The organism is Brevundimonas sp. KH_060, from assembly GCF_057838275.1.
Map to the genome: position 1 here is coordinate 2050579 of NZ_CM174463.1, position 18618 is coordinate 2069196.

The 18618-nt window shown below is 67.1% G+C and carries 21 protein-coding genes; 7 read left to right on the plus strand and 14 right to left on the minus strand.

Features of this window, described 5'->3' with window-relative positions; translation table 11 throughout:
• Positions 1–280: 280 nt before the first annotated feature.
• From AC3IPP_RS10085 to AC3IPP_RS10120, 8 genes are all read right to left on the minus strand, one after another.
• Positions 281–646, minus strand: coding sequence for a hypothetical protein (locus AC3IPP_RS10085; RefSeq protein WP_331033254.1), 366 nt, complete (start codon positions 644–646; stop codon positions 281–283).
• Positions 647–755: 109 nt separating this feature from the next.
• Positions 756–1157, minus strand: coding sequence for a copper resistance CopC family protein (locus tag AC3IPP_RS10090; protein WP_331033255.1), 402 nt, complete (start codon positions 1155–1157; stop codon positions 756–758).
• Positions 1158–1171: 14 nt separating this feature from the next.
• On the minus strand, positions 1172–1561 hold the full coding sequence (locus AC3IPP_RS10095; protein ID WP_489148888.1) for a hypothetical protein: 390 nt from the start codon (positions 1559–1561) through the stop codon (positions 1172–1174).
• Positions 1562–1577: 16 nt separating this feature from the next.
• Positions 1578–2879, minus strand: a complete 1302-nt coding sequence (locus AC3IPP_RS10100) for a copper resistance protein B (protein WP_489148889.1) — start codon at positions 2877–2879, stop codon at positions 1578–1580.
• Positions 2876–4720, minus strand: coding sequence for a copper resistance system multicopper oxidase (locus tag AC3IPP_RS10105; RefSeq protein ID WP_489148890.1), 1845 nt, complete (start codon positions 4718–4720; stop codon positions 2876–2878). The genes AC3IPP_RS10100 and AC3IPP_RS10105 overlap by 4 nt, the downstream gene beginning before the upstream one ends.
• A 130-nt stretch (positions 4721–4850) precedes the next feature.
• Complete coding sequence (locus AC3IPP_RS10110) at positions 4851–5414, minus strand: RNA polymerase sigma factor (RefSeq protein WP_489148891.1); 564 nt, start codon at positions 5412–5414, stop codon at positions 4851–4853.
• A gap of 5 nt (positions 5415–5419) precedes the next feature.
• Positions 5420–5860 carry a periplasmic heavy metal sensor gene (locus AC3IPP_RS10115; protein ID WP_331033259.1) on the minus strand — a complete coding sequence of 147 codons (441 nt, stop codon included), beginning with the start codon at positions 5858–5860 and terminating at the stop codon, positions 5420–5422.
• Positions 5860–6129 carry a hypothetical protein gene (locus AC3IPP_RS10120; RefSeq protein WP_489148892.1) on the minus strand — a complete coding sequence of 90 codons (270 nt, stop codon included), beginning with the start codon at positions 6127–6129 and terminating at the stop codon, positions 5860–5862. The genes AC3IPP_RS10115 and AC3IPP_RS10120 overlap by 1 nt, the downstream gene beginning before the upstream one ends.
• Before the next feature lie 387 nt (positions 6130–6516).
• Here AC3IPP_RS10120 and AC3IPP_RS10125 point away from each other — a divergent pair, with 387 nt between their 5' ends.
• Both AC3IPP_RS10125 and petA read left to right on the plus strand, forming a co-directional pair.
• On the plus strand, positions 6517–7008 hold the full coding sequence (locus AC3IPP_RS10125) for a nuclear transport factor 2 family protein (RefSeq protein ID WP_489148893.1): 492 nt from the start codon (positions 6517–6519) through the stop codon (positions 7006–7008).
• Between the two features lie 198 nt (positions 7009–7206).
• The gene (petA, locus tag AC3IPP_RS10130; protein WP_489148894.1) at positions 7207–7752 is read left to right on the plus strand and encodes a ubiquinol-cytochrome c reductase iron-sulfur subunit; all 546 of its coding nucleotides are present in this window, start codon (positions 7207–7209) and stop codon (positions 7750–7752) included.
• Between the two features lie 93 nt (positions 7753–7845).
• On the opposite strand, the gene copD is transcribed toward petA, so the two are convergent.
• The 3 genes from copD to AC3IPP_RS10145 form a co-directional block, all read right to left on the minus strand.
• Positions 7846–8772 carry a copper homeostasis membrane protein CopD gene (copD, locus tag AC3IPP_RS10135; RefSeq protein WP_489148895.1) on the minus strand — a complete coding sequence of 309 codons (927 nt, stop codon included), beginning with the start codon at positions 8770–8772 and terminating at the stop codon, positions 7846–7848.
• 3 nt (positions 8773–8775) lie between these two features.
• A complete protein-coding gene (gene copC / locus AC3IPP_RS10140; protein WP_489148896.1) occupies positions 8776–9138 on the minus strand; it encodes a copper homeostasis periplasmic binding protein CopC in 363 nt (120 codons plus the stop codon).
• 105 nt (positions 9139–9243) lie between these two features.
• Positions 9244–11589: a heavy metal translocating P-type ATPase gene (locus tag AC3IPP_RS10145; RefSeq protein ID WP_489148897.1), complete on the minus strand. Its 2346-nt coding sequence runs from the start codon at positions 11587–11589 to the stop codon at positions 9244–9246.
• A gap of 175 nt (positions 11590–11764) precedes the next feature.
• Here AC3IPP_RS10145 and cueR point away from each other — a divergent pair, with 175 nt between their 5' ends.
• Positions 11765–12160, plus strand: coding sequence for a Cu(I)-responsive transcriptional regulator (gene cueR / locus AC3IPP_RS10150; protein ID WP_489148898.1), 396 nt, complete (start codon positions 11765–11767; stop codon positions 12158–12160).
• 43 nt (positions 12161–12203) lie between these two features.
• On the opposite strand, the gene AC3IPP_RS10155 is transcribed toward cueR, so the two are convergent.
• Together AC3IPP_RS10155 and AC3IPP_RS10160 are read right to left on the minus strand one after the other, a co-directional pair.
• Positions 12204–12830, minus strand: coding sequence for a class I SAM-dependent methyltransferase (locus tag AC3IPP_RS10155; protein WP_489148899.1), 627 nt, complete (start codon positions 12828–12830; stop codon positions 12204–12206).
• 63 nt (positions 12831–12893) lie between these two features.
• A complete protein-coding gene (locus AC3IPP_RS10160) occupies positions 12894–13847 on the minus strand; it encodes a cation diffusion facilitator family transporter (protein WP_489148900.1) in 954 nt (317 codons plus the stop codon).
• A 256-nt stretch (positions 13848–14103) separates the two neighbouring features.
• On the opposite strand from AC3IPP_RS10160, the gene AC3IPP_RS10165 reads away from it, so the two are divergent.
• A complete protein-coding gene (locus AC3IPP_RS10165) occupies positions 14104–14913 on the plus strand; it encodes a universal stress protein (RefSeq protein WP_489148901.1) in 810 nt (269 codons plus the stop codon).
• Positions 14914–15012: 99 nt separating this feature from the next.
• Here AC3IPP_RS10165 and AC3IPP_RS10170 read toward each other — a convergent pair whose 3' ends face one another.
• On the minus strand, positions 15013–15531 hold the full coding sequence (locus AC3IPP_RS10170; protein WP_489148902.1) for a GrpB family protein: 519 nt from the start codon (positions 15529–15531) through the stop codon (positions 15013–15015).
• Positions 15532–15766: 235 nt separating this feature from the next.
• Here AC3IPP_RS10170 and AC3IPP_RS10175 point away from each other — a divergent pair, with 235 nt between their 5' ends.
• Genes AC3IPP_RS10175 through AC3IPP_RS10185 form a run of 3 tightly spaced genes read left to right on the plus strand, consistent with a single transcriptional unit; the run spans position 15767 to position 18606 of the window.
• A complete protein-coding gene (locus AC3IPP_RS10175; RefSeq protein WP_489148903.1) occupies positions 15767–16096 on the plus strand; it encodes a hypothetical protein in 330 nt (109 codons plus the stop codon).
• Between the two features lie 54 nt (positions 16097–16150).
• A complete protein-coding gene (locus AC3IPP_RS10180) occupies positions 16151–17404 on the plus strand; it encodes a TolC family protein (RefSeq protein ID WP_489148904.1) in 1254 nt (417 codons plus the stop codon).
• On the plus strand, positions 17404–18606 hold the full coding sequence (locus tag AC3IPP_RS10185; RefSeq protein ID WP_489148905.1) for an efflux RND transporter periplasmic adaptor subunit: 1203 nt from the start codon (positions 17404–17406) through the stop codon (positions 18604–18606). The genes AC3IPP_RS10180 and AC3IPP_RS10185 overlap by 1 nt, the downstream gene beginning before the upstream one ends.
• The last annotated feature ends 12 nt before the right edge of the window (positions 18607–18618 follow it).

Here is an 18618-nt window from a genome sequence, read left to right on the forward strand (position 1 = left end):
CACGACGAAACACGTCATGGGGGGCGGAAGACGGCGGCGAGACTTGGCGAACGCAGTCAGAAGCGCTGGTGCGTTCTACGGACTGGCAGGCCGCGACGCCTGACAGACTGGCGACGGCGAGCACAAGCACGGTCGACCTGGCCGACTGGAAACGGGGGAGCATGAATTCTCCTTTGAAACAGCGTGCATCGGCCACGAACGGCGCGACGCATGGGGCATGGCGTTCCATCGGGATGACAGGGGCGCGCCGCTTGGGGCGCCGATCAAACCGATGGGCGGATCAGGCCTGCTGTTGTGGAGGAGAATGAAGCGGAGCGGGCCCGGCCCCTTCACGCGAGACGTTCAAATGGAGAAAGGCGATCGTACCGCGCGAGGCCGGCGGAGGGATCAGGACGAGCGGCGGCATCGGCGCGGCCACAGCAGCGCACCCCATCTTGGCCATGCAGTCCGGCGTCATGTCCTTGCAGCAGTCGCCGGGGTTTTCGGACCTGTCCCCGTCCATATCCATGGCCTCGGCGCAGTCCATCGCCTCGGCGCCGATCCCGACGTTCTGGAACATCTGGATCGGCATGGCGTGCGCCGTCGACTGGCCGAAGAATCCGGCCAGAGCCAAGGCGACCAAAACTGTGCGGATCAGGTTCCACATCACGGCGTCAGGTTACGCGCTCCAAGCGTCGGCAAGTCAAGATGGGCGGCGAAGCCGACCGACCAGGCCCATATCGGCGCCGGTCGGTCGGCTTCGCCATGAAGACGTCCTAGTGGACCATGAAACGCGTTGCGCCGTTCATACGGTGGCCGTCGGCGCCCTCCGCAGACCAGGTCAGCACGTGATTTCCCTTGCCCAGAGCGGGCAAGGGCGTCGTCACGGTCGTGCCTGCCGCGGCCTGCACCGGGATGGAGACCGGACGACCGCCGTCCGTAGCCACCGTAAGCGACGTCAGCTTCATCGAATGAGGAAAGGTGATGGTGAAGACGGTCGGCGCCGTCGAAGACATCCAGCCGTCGGCCGGCGTCGTCTTCACGCCGTCTTGCGACGGAGCCGGCATCGACATGTTCCCATGACCCGCATGGGGATTGGTCGACGAGCTCTGGGCGGCGGCGGCGCCAACGGAAACCATCGTCATTGCGGCGACGGCGAGGGGAAGGATTTTACGCATATGGGTTGTCTTCCTTAGTTCGGGCTTGGTTTCGGAGAGTGGTCCATGCCGGGCATGTCCGGCATGGTCGACATGTCGTGGCCCGGCATATCATGGCCCGGCATGGGCGCAGACTGGGGCTTGGGTTGAGACGGGCTCACGTTCGGGGTCTGGGACGGACGCCGGGGCTCACGCGCTGGCGCAGCCTGGACGGGTTCAGCCGTTTTCTGAGCGACGTCCTTGGCCTGCCCCGTCGTCTCGGTCGCTGGGGCTGCTTCCGCAACCGGCGCGACGGCCGGGGCGGTTGTGGTCGCGGCCGGCTCGGCGACCGAGATCGCTTCCTTGGGTTGCGACTGTTCGGCCGCCGGCTGACAGGCCGCCAACAGGCCTATAGCCGCCAGGGCTGCGGCAATTTGAATCTTCATCATCTTCTCCAAAAAACTAGAACCAGGCCCTGACGCCGACCACCACGCGGGTGTCTTCGGCGCTTCGCCCTCGGGCTTCGGCGAAATCGCGCGTGTCGCCAAAGCGCCTGGTCCATTCGACCCCGACATAGGGCGCGAATTCACGGTGGATCTCGTATCTCAGACGGGCGCCGACCTGCAGGGTGGACAGACCTGACCCGATACCCAGCTCCGGAATATCTTCCGCCGACAGGTTCACCTCCGCACGGGGCTGAAGGATCAGCTTCTGGGTGATCCTCTGATCATATTCGACCTCGGCGCGCGCCGTCAGTTCGCCCTTGCTGGACAGGAAGGCTGCGGCGTCGACTTCAAACCAGTAGGGCGCCAGGCCCTGGACCCCGACGACAAGGTCAGTCCGGTCGCCCTCTGGCCGATAGGTCTGCCTCAGGCCCGTCTGGAAGTCGAAATAGGGCGTGAAGGCGCGGCTGTAGAGGGCCTGGAGTTCGGCTTCCTCGAGCTCTCCGCCGAACTCGCCCTCGCCTTCGGATTTCCACCAGAAGCGATTGATATCTCCGCCGCGCCAGCCCTGGGCCTCCCAGGCATAACCCGCTTCGCCATCCACGGATGTCGCTTCCAGTTGGTCGATCATCACGGCGCTGGCGCGAACATCGCCGTGTTCGGCAAGAAGCACCCTTCGCGCCGCCGCCATATCTTCGGCGTTGAAAACCTGATCCGCGACATGGGGGGAACCGCTTAGGGCGCCGGGCGGAGGCGGCGCCTGGGGCGGACGTCCAGGATTGTCTGCGCCTGTGGGAACACTGGGCGGCATGGCCATTCCAGCCATGCCGGACATGTCGTGTCCGGCATGAGGGTCGGTCTGTCCTGAGGGCGTGGCGCCCATAGGCATCATGGACATGTCGTGCCCGGCCGGCGTCGTCGGCGAAGGCTGCGCCTGGCCCATGGCGGACATGTCGTGACCGGCGGGAGGACTCGCCTGCCCGGTTGGAGCCGCACCCATCGGCATCATGGACATGTCATGCCCGGCCGGCGTCGTCGGCGAAGGCTGCGCCTGGTCCATGGTGGACATGTCGTGACCGGCGGCGCCGTCTCGGGCGGGCACGGTTCCTGGCGGGCAGGCCGGAGCGCGAGATGCGGTCGTCCTGGCGGAATTCGCCTCCGTGGAAGCCGCAGCAGACGAACCCGGCGCGCCGCATTCCGCGGTCGCGGCCGGAGCCTGACGCATTGTGGGCAGGGTCGCGCCATGACCGGCGTGGGTCTGGGCGAAGGTCGGCGTCGACGCCAGCAACAGCGGAACCAGAGCAACGGACAGCCGGATCATGACCCCGCGCCTTCCATCGGCCGAATGGTGACGACGTTGAACATGCCGGCGTGCATGTGCAGCAGCAGATGGCAGTGGAAAGCCCAGTCCCCGGGGTTGTCGGCCGTAAGATCGAAACTGACCTTGCTGCCCGGCGCGACGTTGACGGTATGCTTCAACGGCTGATGCCCGTCAGGCCCGCCCGTGACGAGCTCGAAGAAGTGGCCGTGCAGGTGGATCGGGTGGGCCATCATGGTGTCGTTCACCAGGGTGACCCGCACACGCTCATTTCGTTCAAACCGGATCGGTTCGACGAGCTCGCTGAACTTGCGTCCGTCGAAGCCCCACATGAACCGCTCCATATTGCCGGTCAGATGGATCTCCATCGAACGGCTGGGCGGACGCATGTCCTTGTTGGGAGCGAGCGACACAAGGTCAGTGTAAACCAGCACCCGGTGATCGACCTTCTCCAGGCCCTGCGGCCTTTCGCCCAGACGGTTGGCGGGCATGGGCGAAATGGTCTGAACCCCGACGCCCACGGCCATACTGGGCGGCGCATTGTCAGGATCGCGCATATTCATGGCGCCCATGGATCCGTGATCCATTCCAGCCATGGAGGCGCCGGCCTGAGCCCCGGCCTGGGCGCCTGCGGCGCCATGGTCCATCCCTGCCATGGAGCCGTGATCCATTCCGGCCATGGGGGCGGCCCCCATGCCCTCCATGGACCCCATGCCGTCCATCCCTCCCATGTCGCCCATGCCCATGTCCTTCATGGTCAGGGTAGGGATTTCACGCAGAGGCGGAACCTCAGCCGCCATGCCCAGCCGCGGGGCCAGGGTCGCGCGGCCCATGCCCGAACGGTCGATGGCTTCCGACACGATGGTGTAGGCGCGGTCCTCAAGCGGGCGGACGATGACGTCATAGGTTTCGGCGACCGAGATCTGGAACTCATCCACCTCGACCGGGCGCACATGCTCGCCGTCGGCCTGAACCACGGTCATGGCCAGTCCCGGAATGCGGACGTTGAAGATCGACATGGCCGAGGCGTTGATGACGCGCAGGCGCACCCGCTCACCGGGCCGGAACAGGCCGGTCCAGTTCTCCTGCGGGCCGTGGCCGTTGATCAGATAGGTGTAGGTCGTGCCGTTGACGTCGAGGATGTCGCGCGGGTCCATCCGCATGGCGCCCCACATCCGGCGCTCAGCCAGGCTCATGCCGTCCGCGCCCGAGAGCAACCCGGCCAGCGTCGTCCGATGGCGATTGAAATATCCGGGGCTTTTCTTGAGCTTCTCCAGGATCTGGTGCGGATGCATGAAGCTCCAGTCCGACAGGACCAGGACATGCTCGCGGTCATAGCCGACCGGATCGGCGCCCGCCGGGTCGATGACGATGGGGCCGTAGTGGCCGAGCGCCTCCTGAAGACCCGAGTGGCTATGATACCAGAAGGTCCCGGACTGCCGGACAGGGAACTCATAGACGAAGGTTTCGCGCGGCTTGATCCCGGGGAAGCTGATCCCCGGCACCCCGTCCATCTGGAAGGGCAAGAGGATGCCGTGCCAGTGGATCGAGGTGTCCTCGTCCAGTTGATTGGTCACAGCCAGGCGAACGTTCTGCCCCTCGCGAAGCCGCAGGAGCGGGGCAGGAAGTTGGCCGTTTATCGTGGTCGCCGTGGCCGTCCGACCATTCACGGTGAAGGGCGACTGTCCGACCGTCAGATCAATATTCGCCCCCGTCAGCGTCGGGTAGTCCGCACGCAAGCCAGGAGAACCTGTCTGCGCCCAGGCCGGCAGCAAACCCTGCATCCCCAGCAGTCCGCCGCCAGCGACAGCGGCGCGCAGCAGACTTCGACGATCAAACGTCATGGCACAGTCCTCACCGCCGGTTCGTTCCGAGAAGCGAACCTGGCTCTCCAATAGGATACGCACGCGAGACCGCCCTCCCCTCAGAGGTGTCGGTGCAGCAAGTCCGGAACGCGGACGCGGTTCCAGCGGATCAGTCGGCCAGGCCGGCCCGGAACTGCTGGGACAGCTTCTGGCGCGCCCGGGCGACCCGCATCTCAACGGCCTTGACGGACAGGCCGAGGATTTCGGCGGCCTCTGGATGGCTGCGTTCCTCGATCGCGGTCAGCAGCAGGGGTTCCTTCAGCTTGGGCGGCAGGGCGGCGATGGCCGCATGCAGGCGCTGCGCCTGCTCGAGGGCTTCGTACCGGTCTTCCGCGCCGACTTCGTCATCCGCCACAGCCATGGCCTCGGCGGACTGAAGGTCGGCTCCGCCCATGAACAGCCTGCGGATGTTGCGACGGCGGCTCCAGTCCCGGCATTTGTTGATGGCGATCGTCCTCAGCCAGGCTTCAAAGGACCGTTCCGGATCATAGCGGCGGATGGCCAGCCAGGCGGCGGCATAGGCCTCCTGAACGAGATCATAGGTTTCGTCGGCGTCGCCGACATAGCGACGGACAAACCTGTAGAGACCCGCCTTGGTCTCTCCCACGAGCGTTTCAAAGGCCACGACGTCGCCGCGGGCCGCTCTCGTCTGCAGGGGGGGGCGCTCCTGCACGGACGCTATTGAGCGTCGGCGGTGAGCGCCTCGACAACGCTCCGGTCGAAGCGTCGCGCCTGGGCGTCGTTCATCACCGTCCGCATCTCGAAGATGTGGGCGATGGTCGCCTGTTGCAGGTCGCCCATGGCGTCGTGAAAATGATCGACGGCGGGCTGAACCACCCGGCTGTCGCCATTGCTGACCCTGATCGCCTCGGCCAGCTCGCGATTGGCGGCCTGGACGCGGCCTTCCAGCAGGACGCGCTGTCCAGCGAACCGAGTTTCTATGGCTTCGATCTTTTTGTGCTGCTCAGGCGACAGATCAAGATCATTATGAACGATCTCGTGCAGGGACGGCGGCGTCTGCTTGTTCAGCACCCAGGTGGCGCCGGCCCATGCGCCGACCCCGCTCGCTGCGGCAGCCAGCGCGACCGTCACGACGATGGATTTCCAGGCGATCGCCATCAGCCCGCTTCCAGGCGAACCAGGGGCGACGTCGCCGCCATCGAGAAGATCGCCATCTCCGATGCGGTCGTCTGAGCGAATTTCGCCCCGAGACCGCCGTTGGCGAGTCCGACCACGAGGGCGACGGCGACCGCGGCCACGCGGATCCGGTCGGTCGCCCGCTGGGCCTGGATCGCTCTTACGCGACTCCAGACGTCTTCCTCGAGTCGATCGAGCGACACGCCGTCGCCGGGCGCCGCGCGCCTCAGCCAGTTTTCTAGATCATCCATGATCGGTGCCTTTCGACGTTCTTATTGAGGATACGCATGACCCGGCGCTCATCCCTCAAGACGGGGGCCGTCCGCTCACTGTGGCGTATTTTGAGGGGCCCAAGCCAGACCGTGCGTAGGGGAATTAGAGGGGGTCTTCGCCGGGAGGGGCGAAAGCATGGTCATCACGTGCCTGGATACGACCCTCGCCTGTGGGTTCAGATCGGACGAGTCCCTGGAAGCTCGCCCGGCTCCTCGCGCTCTTACTCGCCCGGACCGCCTTCGTATGGGCCTGGAGCGGCCCGGTCGGCGCATCCTTCGTCGGCTCTTCGCCCGACGCAGCCCCACGCCCCAACCCGCCCCGACCCGAACCAAGCCGTTTCGTTCACAGTGACCAAGGAGACCCCTTTGACTTATCGTTCCATGATCATCGCCGTCGCCGCTCTCGCCGCTCCGGCCCTGGTCGCGGCGCCCGCGCTGGCGCAAACGACCACGCAAACGACCGCAGAAACCGAAGTGGTCGCCGTGCTGGACGGCTACCGCGGCGCGCTCGAGGCGCTTAGCGCCTCCCGCTCCGAAACCTTCTTCTGGCCCGACGCCCAGGTCTTCGAACAGGGCAGCGCGGAGGGCTCCATCTCCCAGTACCTGTCCCATCACCTCGCCCCGGAGCTCGAGGAATTCTCCAGCTTCGCCTTCCAGGATCATGTGACCAAGGCGACCGTCGTCGGCGACGTCGCCTATGCGACGGAGACCTATCGCTTCCGGATCGCCTTCAAGACGGCCGGCCGCGCTCCGGTCGAACGTCGCGGCGTCGCCACGAGCGTCCTGAGGCAGCGCGACGGCGAATGGCGCATCGTCAGCTACCACTCCTCGACCCGGGCGCCGCGACCCGCCTCCTGATACCCGCCCGGATCGCGCCCCACGCCCTGGCGCGCCCCGTTCCCGGCCCCTTCTTCAGCGCAAGGCCGGGAACAGCCAAGACCAGCCAGACGTTGATCCATGAGGATCAGGTCCGTCGCGCTCTGAAGGCTGAGGTCGCGCCGCCGATTGAGACGGCCACGAGGGACCTGCGAAGGATCCAATTCGAGAGGAACTCGAATGCCTTCTCCTGAAACCACCGAGACCCCGTCCACCGTCGACGATTCCGATCGTCGGGACTTCATCCATGTCGCGGCTGGAGCCATGGCCGTCGGCGCCGTCGGCATGGCGCTCTGGCCCCTGATCAACTCCATGAACCCGGCGGCCGACACCCTGGCGTTATCCTCGGTCGAGGTCGACTACGGCAAGGTCCAGCTCGGCCAGCAGATCGTGGTCAAATGGCGCGGAAAGCCGGTTTTCATCCGCCACCGCACCCCCAAGGAAATCGCCGAGGCGGTCGCCGACGACGATGCGCCTCTGCGCGACCCGGCGACCGACGCCAGCCGTCACAAACCCGGGAAGGCCGAATGGCTGATCCTGATCGGCGTCTGCACCCATCTGGGGTGTATTCCGACCTTCGGGACGGGCGACTACGGCGGCTGGTTCTGCCCGTGCCACGGCTCCCACTACGACACCTCTGGCCGCATCCGGAAGGGACCTGCGCCCAAGAACCTCTTCCTGCTGGACTACACCTTCCTGAACGAGACACGGGTCAAGTTAGGCTAGGGAACGCCCTCCCCCGCGCTGACGACGCAAGGGGAGGACTTCATCGCTCCGAGGCGCCCGAAGGCGACGCAGGCCGTGTCGCGCGCGATGACGTTACATCATCATGGCGGCGGGCGGCGCAAGCGTTCCCATCATGGCGACAAGCCCCAGAAGGACGACCGCCAGGAGCGTCTCCAGCACCAGGCTGCGCTGCAGGGCGCGGATCGCCGACGGCTTCTGGCTCTCATCCTCCAGGGCGCGATGAAGACAGGGCGTGAGGACGAAGCGATTGGACGCGGCCAGGGCCAGCATGCCGAGGAAGACCGCCAGTTTGGCGCTCAACAGCAGGCCGTAGGCCGTCGTCAGCAGTGCACCCAGTCGGTCCGGACCGACCAGGAACCAGGTGTTCACCAGACCCGTCGCGACCAGAAGCCCGACCGCAAGCGTGCCCATGCCTGCAAAGCCGTGCAGGGCGTCATGCGTCAGCCGGTCCCGTTCCGGATCTCCGTGAGGAATAGTCAGAAACAGGCCCAGCGCCGCGAGCGCGCCCAGCCACATGGCCGCGGCGAAGGCGTGGATGACATCCGCCACGAGGTGAACGGCACCCAGGGCGCCCTCGGTAGCGGCGCCATGGCCCGTCCAGGCCAGACTGGCGCAAACCACCACGCCCAGCACCGTCAGGTCGATCCAGCTCGCCCGGCCTGGACGCAGCACAAGAAGCAGGACGCCGGCCAGGGCGGAGACCACCGCTCTCGCCAGGAAGGCGCGGCCGATCTCCATGTCGAAGGCCATATAGGACAGAGACGCCGGCTTCAGCGCTTCCGTCATCGATCCCGCCATGACAGCCGTCTGCAGAACCAGAGCCGCGAGCGAGGCGATCGCGGTCACGAAAGCCGCAGCGAGCAAGGTCTTTCGCGGCCATCTTTCGACGGCCGCGGCGGACAAGGGCATCCTCAGGGCGAAGAACAGGGGCACGCCCAGCAGGAGCATGGCGCCCAGATACTGCGCCAGCCTCAGGAGGACGACCGAGATCTCGAGCACGGCCTAGCGCACGATGAAGGTCGTGGAGCCTGTCATGCGGTGGCCGTCGGGCGAAGCCACACGCCAGTTGACCGTATAGGCGCCGGCCGCCAGGGCTGTGCGCGGCGTGCCGCTCAGCGTCTTGCCGTCCTTGGAGACCTGGGCCTGAACAGGAATGACGGTTCCCTGGGCGTTGGCGACGTCGAAGCCGGAAAAGGCCGGCGCCACGCGCTCGCTGAAGGTGAGACTGATGGTCCGCGGGGCCGCGACGGTGGCGCCGGCCGCCGGGGTGGCGCTGACGAGGCGGGCGTGGGCGTCGGCCTGACCCGCGAACAGGGAAAGCGCGGCGGCCGCGCCGGCCAGGGTTGCGATCTTGAAACGGTTCATGTGTTTCTCCTTGAGGAAGCGCCCCTCTCTCATGAATACGCAAGCGCGCAGCTTTCCCCTCAAGACCGGAAACATCCACACGGGGACCTCCTCGCGATACGTCGCCTACAGCCTGACCGCCCTGAGACGCAGCGCATTGGTGATGACGCTGACCGAGGACAGCGCCATGGCCAGAGCCGCCAGCGCCGGCGACAACATCAGGCCGAAGACCGGATAGAGGACCCCGGCCGCGACCGGAATCCCCAGGGTGTTGTAGCCGAAGGCGAACAGCAGATTCTGGCGGATGTTGCCCATGACGGCCCTGGACAGATGTCGCGCCCGGACGATGCCCTGGAGGTCGCCGCCCAGCAGGGTGACCCCGGCGCTTTCGATGGCCACGTCGGAACCGGCGCCCATGGCGACGCCGACGTCTGCTGCGGCCAGGGCCGGGGCGTCGTTGACGCCGTCGCCGGCCATCGCCACGACGCGGCCTTCGGATCGAAGCTGCTCCACGACCGAGGCCTTGTCCTGGGGCAGAACCTCGGCGCGGACGTCGTCGATGCCCAGACGGCGGGCGACCGCCTGCGCGGTCGTGCGGTTGTCGCCTGTCATCATCACCAGCCGAAGGCCTGCGGCCTTGAGGTCACGGATGGCGTCCGCAGTCGTGGCCTTCACCGGGTCGGCGATGCCAAGGACGCCGGCGACGCGCCCGTCGACGGCGACGAAGATGGCCGTGGCGCCGTCCTCTCTCAGGGCTTCAGCCTCGGCCTCAAGGGTTGCGACGTCGATGCCAGCCCCCTTGAGATAGCGCGCATTGCCCAGGAACAGTCGACGGCCGTCGACCAGGCCGGTGACGCCGCGCCCCACCGGACTATCGAACTCACTGGCTTCCGAGAGCGTCAGGTTACGATCCGCCGCCGCGCGCACGATGGCGTCGGCCAGGGGGTGCTCGCTGCCCCGCTCCAGACTGGCCGACAGGCGAAGAAGCTCGACGTCGTCAAAGCCATCCGCCGACTTGATCACGGTGACCGAAGGACGGCCCTCGGTCAGGGTGCCGGTCTTGTCGAGCACCAGGGTGTCCACCTTCTCGAACCGCTCCAGCGCCTCGGCGTTCTTGATCAGGACGCCGGCGCGCGCCCCGCGCCCCACCCCCACCATGATCGAGATCGGCGTGGCCAGACCCAGCGCACAGGGGCAGGCGATGATGAGCACCGACACCGCCGCGACCAGGGCGTAGGACAGGCGCGGGTCTGGCCCGACCAGACCCCAGACGATGGCGGCGACGACGGCGATGCCGACCACGGCCGGCACGAACCAGCCAGAGACCAGATCGGCCAGGCGCTGGATGGGTGCGCGGCTGCGCTGGGCCTGGGCCACCATCTGGACGATCTGGGCCAGAAGGGTGTCGGCGCCGACCTTGTCCGCGCGCATGAGGAAGGAGCCGGTCTTGTTCAACGAGCCTGCGATGACCCTGGCCCCGGCCTCCTTGGTGACCGGCATGGATTCCCCGGTCACTAGGGACTCGTCGATAGCCACGCGCCCTTCGAGGATTTCACCATCGACCGGGATCTTTTCCCCCGGGCGGACCCGCAGCCGATCGCCGACCGCCACAAGGTCGAGCGTCACGTCCTCGTCGGCGCCGTCGTCGCGCACGCGCCGGGCCGTTTTGGGCGTGAGGTCGAGCAGGGCCCGGATCGCGCCCGAGGTCTGCTCGCGCGCTCGCAACTCCAGAACCTGGCCGACCAGGACCAGCACCGTGATCACCGCCGCCGCTTCGAAATAGACAGGCGCGCTGCCGTCCATGCGCAGCATGGCCGAGGGAAACAGGCCCGGCGCCAGCACGGCGACGAGGCTGTAGATCCAGGCCGCCCCGACGCCGAGGGCGATCAGGGTGAACATGTTGAGGCTTCGATTGAGGACAGACTTCCATCCCCGTTCGAAGAAAGGCCAGCCGGCCCACAGGACCACCGGCGTCGCCAGGCCGAACTGGATCCAGTTCGACGTCTGCCCGGGAATCCGGTCCATCAGTCCCGTCAGATGCCCGCCCATCTCGAGGGCTACGACCGGCAAGGTCAGGACGGCGCCGATCCAGAGCCGCCGCGTGAAGTCGATCAGCTCGTGATTGGGCGCAGCCTCGGCGGTGACCGTCTCGGGCTCCAGCGCCATGCCGCAGATCGGACAGTTACCTGGCCCCTCCTGACGCACCTGCGGATGCATCGGACAGGTGTAGATCGTCCCTGGCGGCGCCGGAGCCGCCTTCAACGCCTTGCCCAGGTATTGGGCCGGATCCGCGATGAACTTCGTGCGACAGCCCGCCGAGCAGAAGACGTAGTCGTGTCCCTCGTGCTCTGCGCGATGCTGGGCGGCGGCGGCATCCACGGCCATGCCGCAGACCGGATCGATCGCCTTCCCGCCTTCATGCGAAATACCGTCGTGAGCATGGCTCTGGTGAGGGTCGTGGGCCGTCGGCATGGCGTCACTCCTGTCAGCTTCCGTCCAGCCGCGTCTCTTGAAGTCTGTGGTTCAAGACGCGCTGGAAGCGTATGCTGGACTGCCCATCAAGACCGATGATGCAGACGGAAACAAGCCCAAGCTGCTGAACTGATCAGGCGCTGAAGGTCAGGCGCCGCATTACGGGAGCTCCAGCGTGAATATCGGCCAAGCCTCCCGCGCCACGGGCGTGTCCGCCAAGATGATCCGCTACTACGAATCCACCGGGCTGATCCGGCCGGCGGAACGCACCGGCGGCAACTATCGCGCCTTTGGCGATCGCGACATCAACGAGCTCCGGTTCATACGCCGCGCCCGCACGCTCGGCTTCTCGATTGAGGAGATCGTCATACTGCTCTCCCTGTGGCGCGACCGGACGCGGCCCAGCCGGGAGGTCAGGGCCGTCGCCGAGCAACGCGTCGCCGACCTTCATGCCCGGATCGCCGAAATGCAGGCCATGGCCGACCCCCTGGAGACCCTGGCGCGTTGTTGCGCAGGCGACGATCGACCTGATTGCCCCATTCTCGCGGACCTGGCTGCGGCGCGCCATTGATGCCGAAGGCGTCTGACGCCGCCCGCCCCGGCTCATCCAAGCCTCAGGCTGATCGCTTCAACACCGACCAGAGGAAGGGCTGCACCTTGCCGGTCGGCGTAACATGGTCATCCTGCCAGCTATCGATCATTTCGAAATGGTCGGAAAACTCCGCGGCCAGAGCGCGCGCATCGTAACGTCGAACCGGCAGGCCGCTGCACCGCTCGGGGCCGTCCATGGCGAACGTCGCGATAATCGCCAGCGAGCCCTCGGTCGTGCCTAGGCGCAGGGCCCTCTTGTACCCTGCCCTCTGCTCGGGTTCGGTCATGAAGTGAAACACCGCCCGATCATGCCATATCTGAAAGGTGCGGGACGGCGTCCACGCCGAAATATCGACCGCGAGCCAGCTCACGCCGGGCGCCCGTTCGCCCAACCGCTCCTGTGAGACGGCCAGGGCTTCGGACGCGATATCGACAACCGTAAGGTCGGACCATCCGCGATCCAGAAGTTGGTCCACCAGCCGGGAGGCGCCGCCCCCGACATCGACGAAAGATCGGGCGTCAGACACGTCTGCCCGGGCCAGCGCCTCAAGTGACGCGTTGGGCTCGGCTTCAAACCAGCTCACGGCGTCGGCGCCGGTCTCGCGATAGACCTTGCGCCAATGGCCTTCGCCCGCATCGCTCTGGGTCATTGCAAGCCCTCGTGACTATGGATCGTTCGCTCAGAGATCGGGGCTGACGAGCCGATTTCAACGTCATCGATGAGGAACAGGCCCGTGGCCGGCCCCATCCCGGTCGCCGCCCGCGCCGGTCTCGATCTGGACGGTGGCGTGGTCGATGCCGTGGACGTCGTTCATCTGCCCCAGCACCGCGCGGCGCACCGGTTCCGGCGCCTGGCCCGGCGCGAGCACCAGGTGGACCGAGCCGTTCACATCGTCGCTGCTCACGCCCCAAAGGTGCAGGTCGTGGACCTCCGCCACGCCAGGGACGGCGGCGATCGTCGCTCGCACCGCCTCCAGCGACAGGCCCTTGGGCACGCCTTCAAGCAGGATATGGGTGGTGTTCTTCAACAGCATCCAGGTCCGCGGCAAGACCCAGAGGCCTATGCCGATCGCGACGACCGGATCGATCCATGTCCAGCCCGTCAGCATGATGAGAAGGGCGCCCCCGATCACCCCCACCGAACCCAGCATGTCGGCCCAGACCTCGAGATAGGCCCCCTTCACGTTCAGGCTGGCGCTCGCTCCCGAGGCCAGCAGTCGCATCGACACCAGGTTCACGACCAGGCCCAGAGAGGCCACGACCAACATCCCGACAGAACCGACGGGTTCGGGCGCAACCAGGCGCAGCACCCCTTCATAGAGGACGTAGCCCGCCACCAGAAACAACAGGACGGCGTTGAAGGCGGCGGCGAGAATTTCGAACCGGCGATAGCCGAAGGTGCGTACGGCGTCGGCCGGCCGCTCTCCGATCTTGATCGCCGCCAGCGCGATCGCCAGGGCGGCGACATCGGTAAACATATGGGCCGCGTCCGACAGCAGGGCCAGACTCTTGAACACCACCGCCCCGACGACCTCAGCGATCAGGAAGGCCGACGTCAGGGCGAGCGCCCACATCAGGCGTTTGCTGCTGGCCCCCGCGCCATGAGCATGTCCTTCAGCCATGATGGTCTGCTCCTCGTCGGCGCCGATCGGCCCCGTGTTGATCATTGGCGAACCTGCATCGTCTCGCAACATTCATGATCGACCAGGGTTCTGTTCTCATAGGCCCGCCGAACATCATGTCCGGCCGGCTCCGGAACGGGTCCTTGGAGCGCTAGCGCGGGATGATCGGGATGCATCAAGGATCCTGCCAGCTGAGGCGTGATCTGGATCAAGGCGACAACGCCTCCCGCAGGGCAGGCTTGCGGATCAGGTTCGACAGCCTGCGACTGCCGGCGCAGGCTGTCCCTACAGGAGAACAGCCATGACCTATCGTGACATCATCGTGGATGCGACCCCGAGGTCCGATCTCGTCCAGACGCTGGAACATGCGCGCGATCTGGCGGCGAGGTTCGACGCCCGGCTGACGGCGGTGTGTTTCGCCTGGCCCCGGACGTCGGCGCTCAGGACGGCCGTGACGAGTTCGCCCCTGTCAGTCCTGGAGGACACGCGAAGAATGGACGCCGCCCTCGCCAGCGCCCACGACGCCTTTCTTTCGGTGTTAGGCGCCGGCTCGAAAGCCGCCGCATGGCTTTCCGGCATGGCGGAGCCCGCCCCCCTGTTGCGCCATCACCTGCTCGCCGCGGACCTGCTCGTCACCTCGTCGCCGCCGCCGACCGACTGTCTTCTGGCCGCCCCCGGCGAGCTTGCCATCCACGGCGGCGGCCCCGTCCTGCGTCTTGGACAGGCAGACGCTAGCGGCGACTTCAGCAATGCCGTCATCGGCTGGAAAGACGCGCCTCAGGCCAGACGCGCCCTGCATGACGCCCTGCCTCTGCTCAAGCGCGCACAAACCGTGACCGTGATCGGGGTCGGCGACGAGGTCGATCCGGATCGACTTGGAGACGTCGCCGTTCATCTCAAACGGCACGCTGTGACGGCCGCCGTCCGTCATGTCCCGGCGACATCGGGCGCCACGGGCGCGCAAGACCTTCTCGCCGAAGCCCGCCGTCTCCATGCCGACCTGATCGTCACGGGAGCTTTCGGTCGCGGGGCGTTGGCGCAACGCCTCTGGGGCGGCATGACCAGCGGCCTGCAGAGCGACCCTGACCTGTCCTGGCTCATGTCGCACTAGAACAGTCCCTCGCACGGGGGGCTTCGCTCATCGCCAACCTCGCCCTTGTTCGCCGTATTCAGGGAAGGAATGACCGTCCGAAGCCGGGGCGAAACGGCCCTATGGGCGGCCTGTCGACTTCCGCCATGCAGCGGCTTCGGCATCCAGCGCCGCGACGAACGCCGCCTTGGCCTCCTGATAGGTTACGCTCCCGCCGGACAGGATCCGGGACTTCAATTCCGAATAGGCCGCCGCCCGATCCGGAAAAGCCAGGAGGTAGTCACGAAAGGCCAGGTGGCGAGCGATCTGGGGCGAGCCGATTTCGTACACATGGAGGTGATGGGTGCGCGCGCCATCCGCGGCGCTCTTGCGAAAATACCTCCGGCCCTCGATCCCGAAGGCTCCCATGCTCTCGTACCCGATCGCTTCCAGGCGGCGGGAAGACCGATCGAACGCCCCCAGGCTGGACGTCTCCCCCAGCATGTCGATGACAGGCTTGGCCAGGATGCCCGGTACGGCCGTGCTTCCGATATGGTGGAGCCCGATATCGGTCGGAGCGACAGCGGCGGCCAGCACCCGCGCCTCGTCCCTGAAGTTCTGCATCCAGCTCGGATCATGGGGAAGGACCAGGGTCGCCATTCTGTCCGCGTCGCACCTCCGTCAGAAGCAGGAGCCTACCTGATCGCCATGCTCAGGTCCTGGCGTTTTCCTTACAGGCCCAGCCCCGCCTCCCTTGAGGCTGGCCGGGGCCAACGGAGATCGGCGACGGGCCGTGAAAACACTTCCATTCCCGTGAACCTGCCGCAACCCGGACTTTATAACACGTTGTCATGCCGAGCTCGCGAGCCTAACTAGCGGAACAATGACGTGGTCAATGGCGAGCCTGGCACGACTTTTCGCGGCGCTGACGCTGGTCATCGCCGCCTTTGTCGTGGTCCCTGTCTCGGACGCCGCCGCCTGCGCCCCGGAACCGGCCGCCGCGCACCAGTCTGTCGATCATGATCCTGCCGGCGGCGACCACAGCGCACCCGGGGAGAATGGTGTCTGCGCCCACGGCCATTGTCATCACACCGCTACGGAACGCCACACGACATCTGATTTTGGCTTCGCCGTAGATTTCATCCAGGCGCGCCACGACCGGCCCCACGACGACGGCGTGACGTCATTCGCCGCCGACGGACTGAAACGCCCTCCCAGAAGCTGAGCAGAGGTTTGCGCCATCGCGCGCCCTTCTGTTCATCACTTCTGGAAATGAAACATGTACTCGACAATTCGTCGTCGGCCGCGCCTTGCGGTCGGCTGCGCCCTCGCCGTTCTGGCGACTATCGCGGCCGGCCCGGCATGGGCCGACCCTGCCCCCTCATACGCGGAACTGCTCGCCCGACTGGACCAGACACCCGCTTCGGCTGAAGCCAATGCGCTTGTCGACGCCGCCGAAGCACGTGTCCGGCAAGCCCGCGTCCGTCCCAACCCCAACCTGTCCATGGCCGCCGAGAACGTCGGCGGAACTGGACCCTATAGCGGCTTTGGCGGCGGCGACCTCAGCCTGTCCGTCAGCCAGGATCTCGAACTCTGGGGTCGTCGTCCGGCGCGCGTGAACGTGGCCCGCGCCGAGGCGGGAACGGCGGGCCTGCGTCGCGATCTCGCCCTCGTGGATACGGCGGGCCGACTGGCCCTGACCTATGCCGAAGCCGAAGCGTCGCAGCGCCGGGCCCAACTGGCCGAAGAAGGCCTGACCCTGGCCCTGGCCGACGCTCGCGCCGCCCTGGCTCTCGTCGAGGAAGGCCGGGAGCCCCTCCTGCGCGGCATCCAGGCTGAAAGCGAAGCCGCCTCGGCTCGCGCAGGCCTGGACGAGGCCAAGGCCGAACAGGCCGCCGCCTTCGCACGGCTGACCGCCGTCGCCATGCTGACGGCGTCTCCGACCTCCATCGGAACAAGCCTGCTGGACGCCGGCGTCGGACCAAACCCTGTCCAGACCGACAACGTACCGACCGTGCGCGTGGCGGAAGCGGAAAGAACGGCGGCCGAACGCCGTATTGATGTCGAGCGCATCCGCGCGCGCCCCGACGTCACAGCCAGCGTCGGCGTGACCCGGTTCGGCATCGAAAACGAGACCGCCCTCACCGTCGGCCTCAGCCTGCCCCTGCCCCTCTTCGACCGGAACCGCGGAAACATCGACGCCGCGCGCGCCGAATTCCGCGCCGCCGAAGCGCGCGTGGCCCAGGCCCGGCAGGACGCCGGCGCCGACCGGGCGGCTGCGGTCGCCCGACTGGCGGCGTCCGGAAGCCGGGTTTCCGCGGCTGACGCCGGGGTGACCTCCACCGAGGAGGCCTATCGCCTGTCGCGTATCGGAGCCGAAGCCGGCCGCATCTCGCAACTGGAGCTGCGCGTCTCGCGCGCCGCCCTGATCAACGCCCGCACCGCCGCCGTTGACGCCCGCCTCGCGCGCGTTCGCGCCGAAATCGATCTGGCGCGCCTCGACGGCCGCGCCCCGTTCCAAGGAAACCCGTGATGCGCCCAGTCACATCGAACAAGACCCTCCTGATCGGAGGGGTCGCCGCCCTCGTCCTCCTGGGCGGCGGAGGCCTCTATCTGGCGCTCCAGAAGCCGGAACCGAAGACGGCTGCCGCGGAGAACGCGACAACGCCCGCAAAGGCCGAAGGTGAAGCCGGACACGCAGAGGAAGGCGAAGCGCCTGAAGGCGTCGTCGAACTGACCGCCGAACAGCAGAAGGCGGCCGGCATCGCCGTGGTCGCCGTCTCGCGCGGCGGCGGCGGCGAGACCCGCCTTTCCGGCCGGGTCGAGGCCATGGTCGACGCCCGTGCGGCCGTCGGCGCGGTGGTCGGCGGAACGGTAGAGCGCGTGCTGGTCGCACCAGGCCAGTCCGTCCGAGCCGGCCAACCGCTGATCAGTCTCGTCAGCGGCGAAGGCGCCGCCATGAGGGCAGACATCGACGCCGCCGCCGCCGCTGCGACTGCCGCTCGCCAGGCCCTTCAACGCAATCGGAGCCTTGCCGACCAAGGCGTCGTCGCCCGTCAGGAAGTCGAGACCTCGCAGGCTCAAGCCGCCAGCGCTGAAGCCATGGCCCGCGCAGCGCGCGCACGGGCGACGGCGGCAGGCTCACCCAACGCCTCGGGCCGAATGAGCGTGGTCAGCCCCATCTCCGGCGTGGTGACGAACGTGCAGGTCGGACCGGGCGGCTTCGTGCCCCAGGGCGGGGTGGTCGCCGAAGTGACCAACCCGGCGCGGGTGGAACTGGTCTTCAATGCACCGCCGCATCTGGCGGCCCAGGTTCGCGCCGGCACGCCAATCCGGGTCACTGGACCCGTAGGCGAGTTTGACGCCGTGGTCACCGGCGTGGCGGCTGACGCCGGCCTTCAGGACAACGGCGCCACCGTCATTCGCGCCCGCCCCCAGGGCGCTAGTCTGCCTCCCGCCGGGTCGCCCGTCTCGGGGGCCGTAGTGACGCAAGGCGGGGCCGGTGACCCTGGCCTCACCGTCCCTTCCGAAGCGGTCCAGACCGTGGACGGAGCGACTGTGGTCTTCGTTCAGACGGACCATGGCTTCCGGGCCGCTCCGGTGCTCGCGGGTCGTCAGGCCGGCGGTCGCACCGAGATCCTGCGCGGCCTGACCGGAACCGAACGCGTCGCTTCCACCAACGCCTTCCTGCTCAAGGCCGAAATGGCCAAGGGCGAGGCCGAGCACGGCCACTAGGGGAAGAGCATC

Coding starts and splice junctions, on each gene's coding strand:
- copC (WP_489148896.1), bottom strand. CDS start 9,138: ATGAACCGTTTCAAGATCGCAACCCTGGCCGGCGCGGCCGCCGCGCTT.
- AC3IPP_RS10160 (WP_489148900.1), bottom strand. CDS start 13,847: ATGATCAACACGGGGCCGATCGGCGCCGACGAGGAGCAGACCATCATG.
- AC3IPP_RS10115 (WP_331033259.1), bottom strand. CDS start 5,860: ATGGCGATCGCCTGGAAATCCATCGTCGTGACGGTCGCGCTGGCTGCC.
- AC3IPP_RS10085 (WP_331033254.1), bottom strand. CDS start 646: ATGTGGAACCTGATCCGCACAGTTTTGGTCGCCTTGGCTCTGGCCGGA.
- AC3IPP_RS10105 (WP_489148890.1), bottom strand. CDS start 4,720: ATGACGTTTGATCGTCGAAGTCTGCTGCGCGCCGCTGTCGCTGGCGGC.
- AC3IPP_RS10165 (WP_489148901.1), top strand. CDS start 14,104: ATGACCTATCGTGACATCATCGTGGATGCGACCCCGAGGTCCGATCTC.
- AC3IPP_RS10180 (WP_489148904.1), top strand. CDS start 16,151: ATGTACTCGACAATTCGTCGTCGGCCGCGCCTTGCGGTCGGCTGCGCC.
- AC3IPP_RS10090 (WP_331033255.1), bottom strand. CDS start 1,157: ATGCGTAAAATCCTTCCCCTCGCCGTCGCCGCAATGACGATGGTTTCC.
- AC3IPP_RS10145 (WP_489148897.1), bottom strand. CDS start 11,589: ATGCCGACGGCCCACGACCCTCACCAGAGCCATGCTCACGACGGTATT.
- AC3IPP_RS10120 (WP_489148892.1), bottom strand. CDS start 6,129: ATGGATGATCTAGAAAACTGGCTGAGGCGCGCGGCGCCCGGCGACGGC.
- AC3IPP_RS10095 (WP_489148888.1), bottom strand. CDS start 1,561: ATGAAGATTCAAATTGCCGCAGCCCTGGCGGCTATAGGCCTGTTGGCG.
- petA (WP_489148894.1), top strand. CDS start 7,207: ATGCCTTCTCCTGAAACCACCGAGACCCCGTCCACCGTCGACGATTCC.
- AC3IPP_RS10155 (WP_489148899.1), bottom strand. CDS start 12,830: ATGACCCAGAGCGATGCGGGCGAAGGCCATTGGCGCAAGGTCTATCGC.
- AC3IPP_RS10175 (WP_489148903.1), top strand. CDS start 15,767: ATGGCGAGCCTGGCACGACTTTTCGCGGCGCTGACGCTGGTCATCGCC.
- AC3IPP_RS10170 (WP_489148902.1), bottom strand. CDS start 15,531: ATGGCGACCCTGGTCCTTCCCCATGATCCGAGCTGGATGCAGAACTTC.
- AC3IPP_RS10100 (WP_489148889.1), bottom strand. CDS start 2,879: ATGATCCGGCTGTCCGTTGCTCTGGTTCCGCTGTTGCTGGCGTCGACG.
- AC3IPP_RS10185 (WP_489148905.1), top strand. CDS start 17,404: ATGCGCCCAGTCACATCGAACAAGACCCTCCTGATCGGAGGGGTCGCC.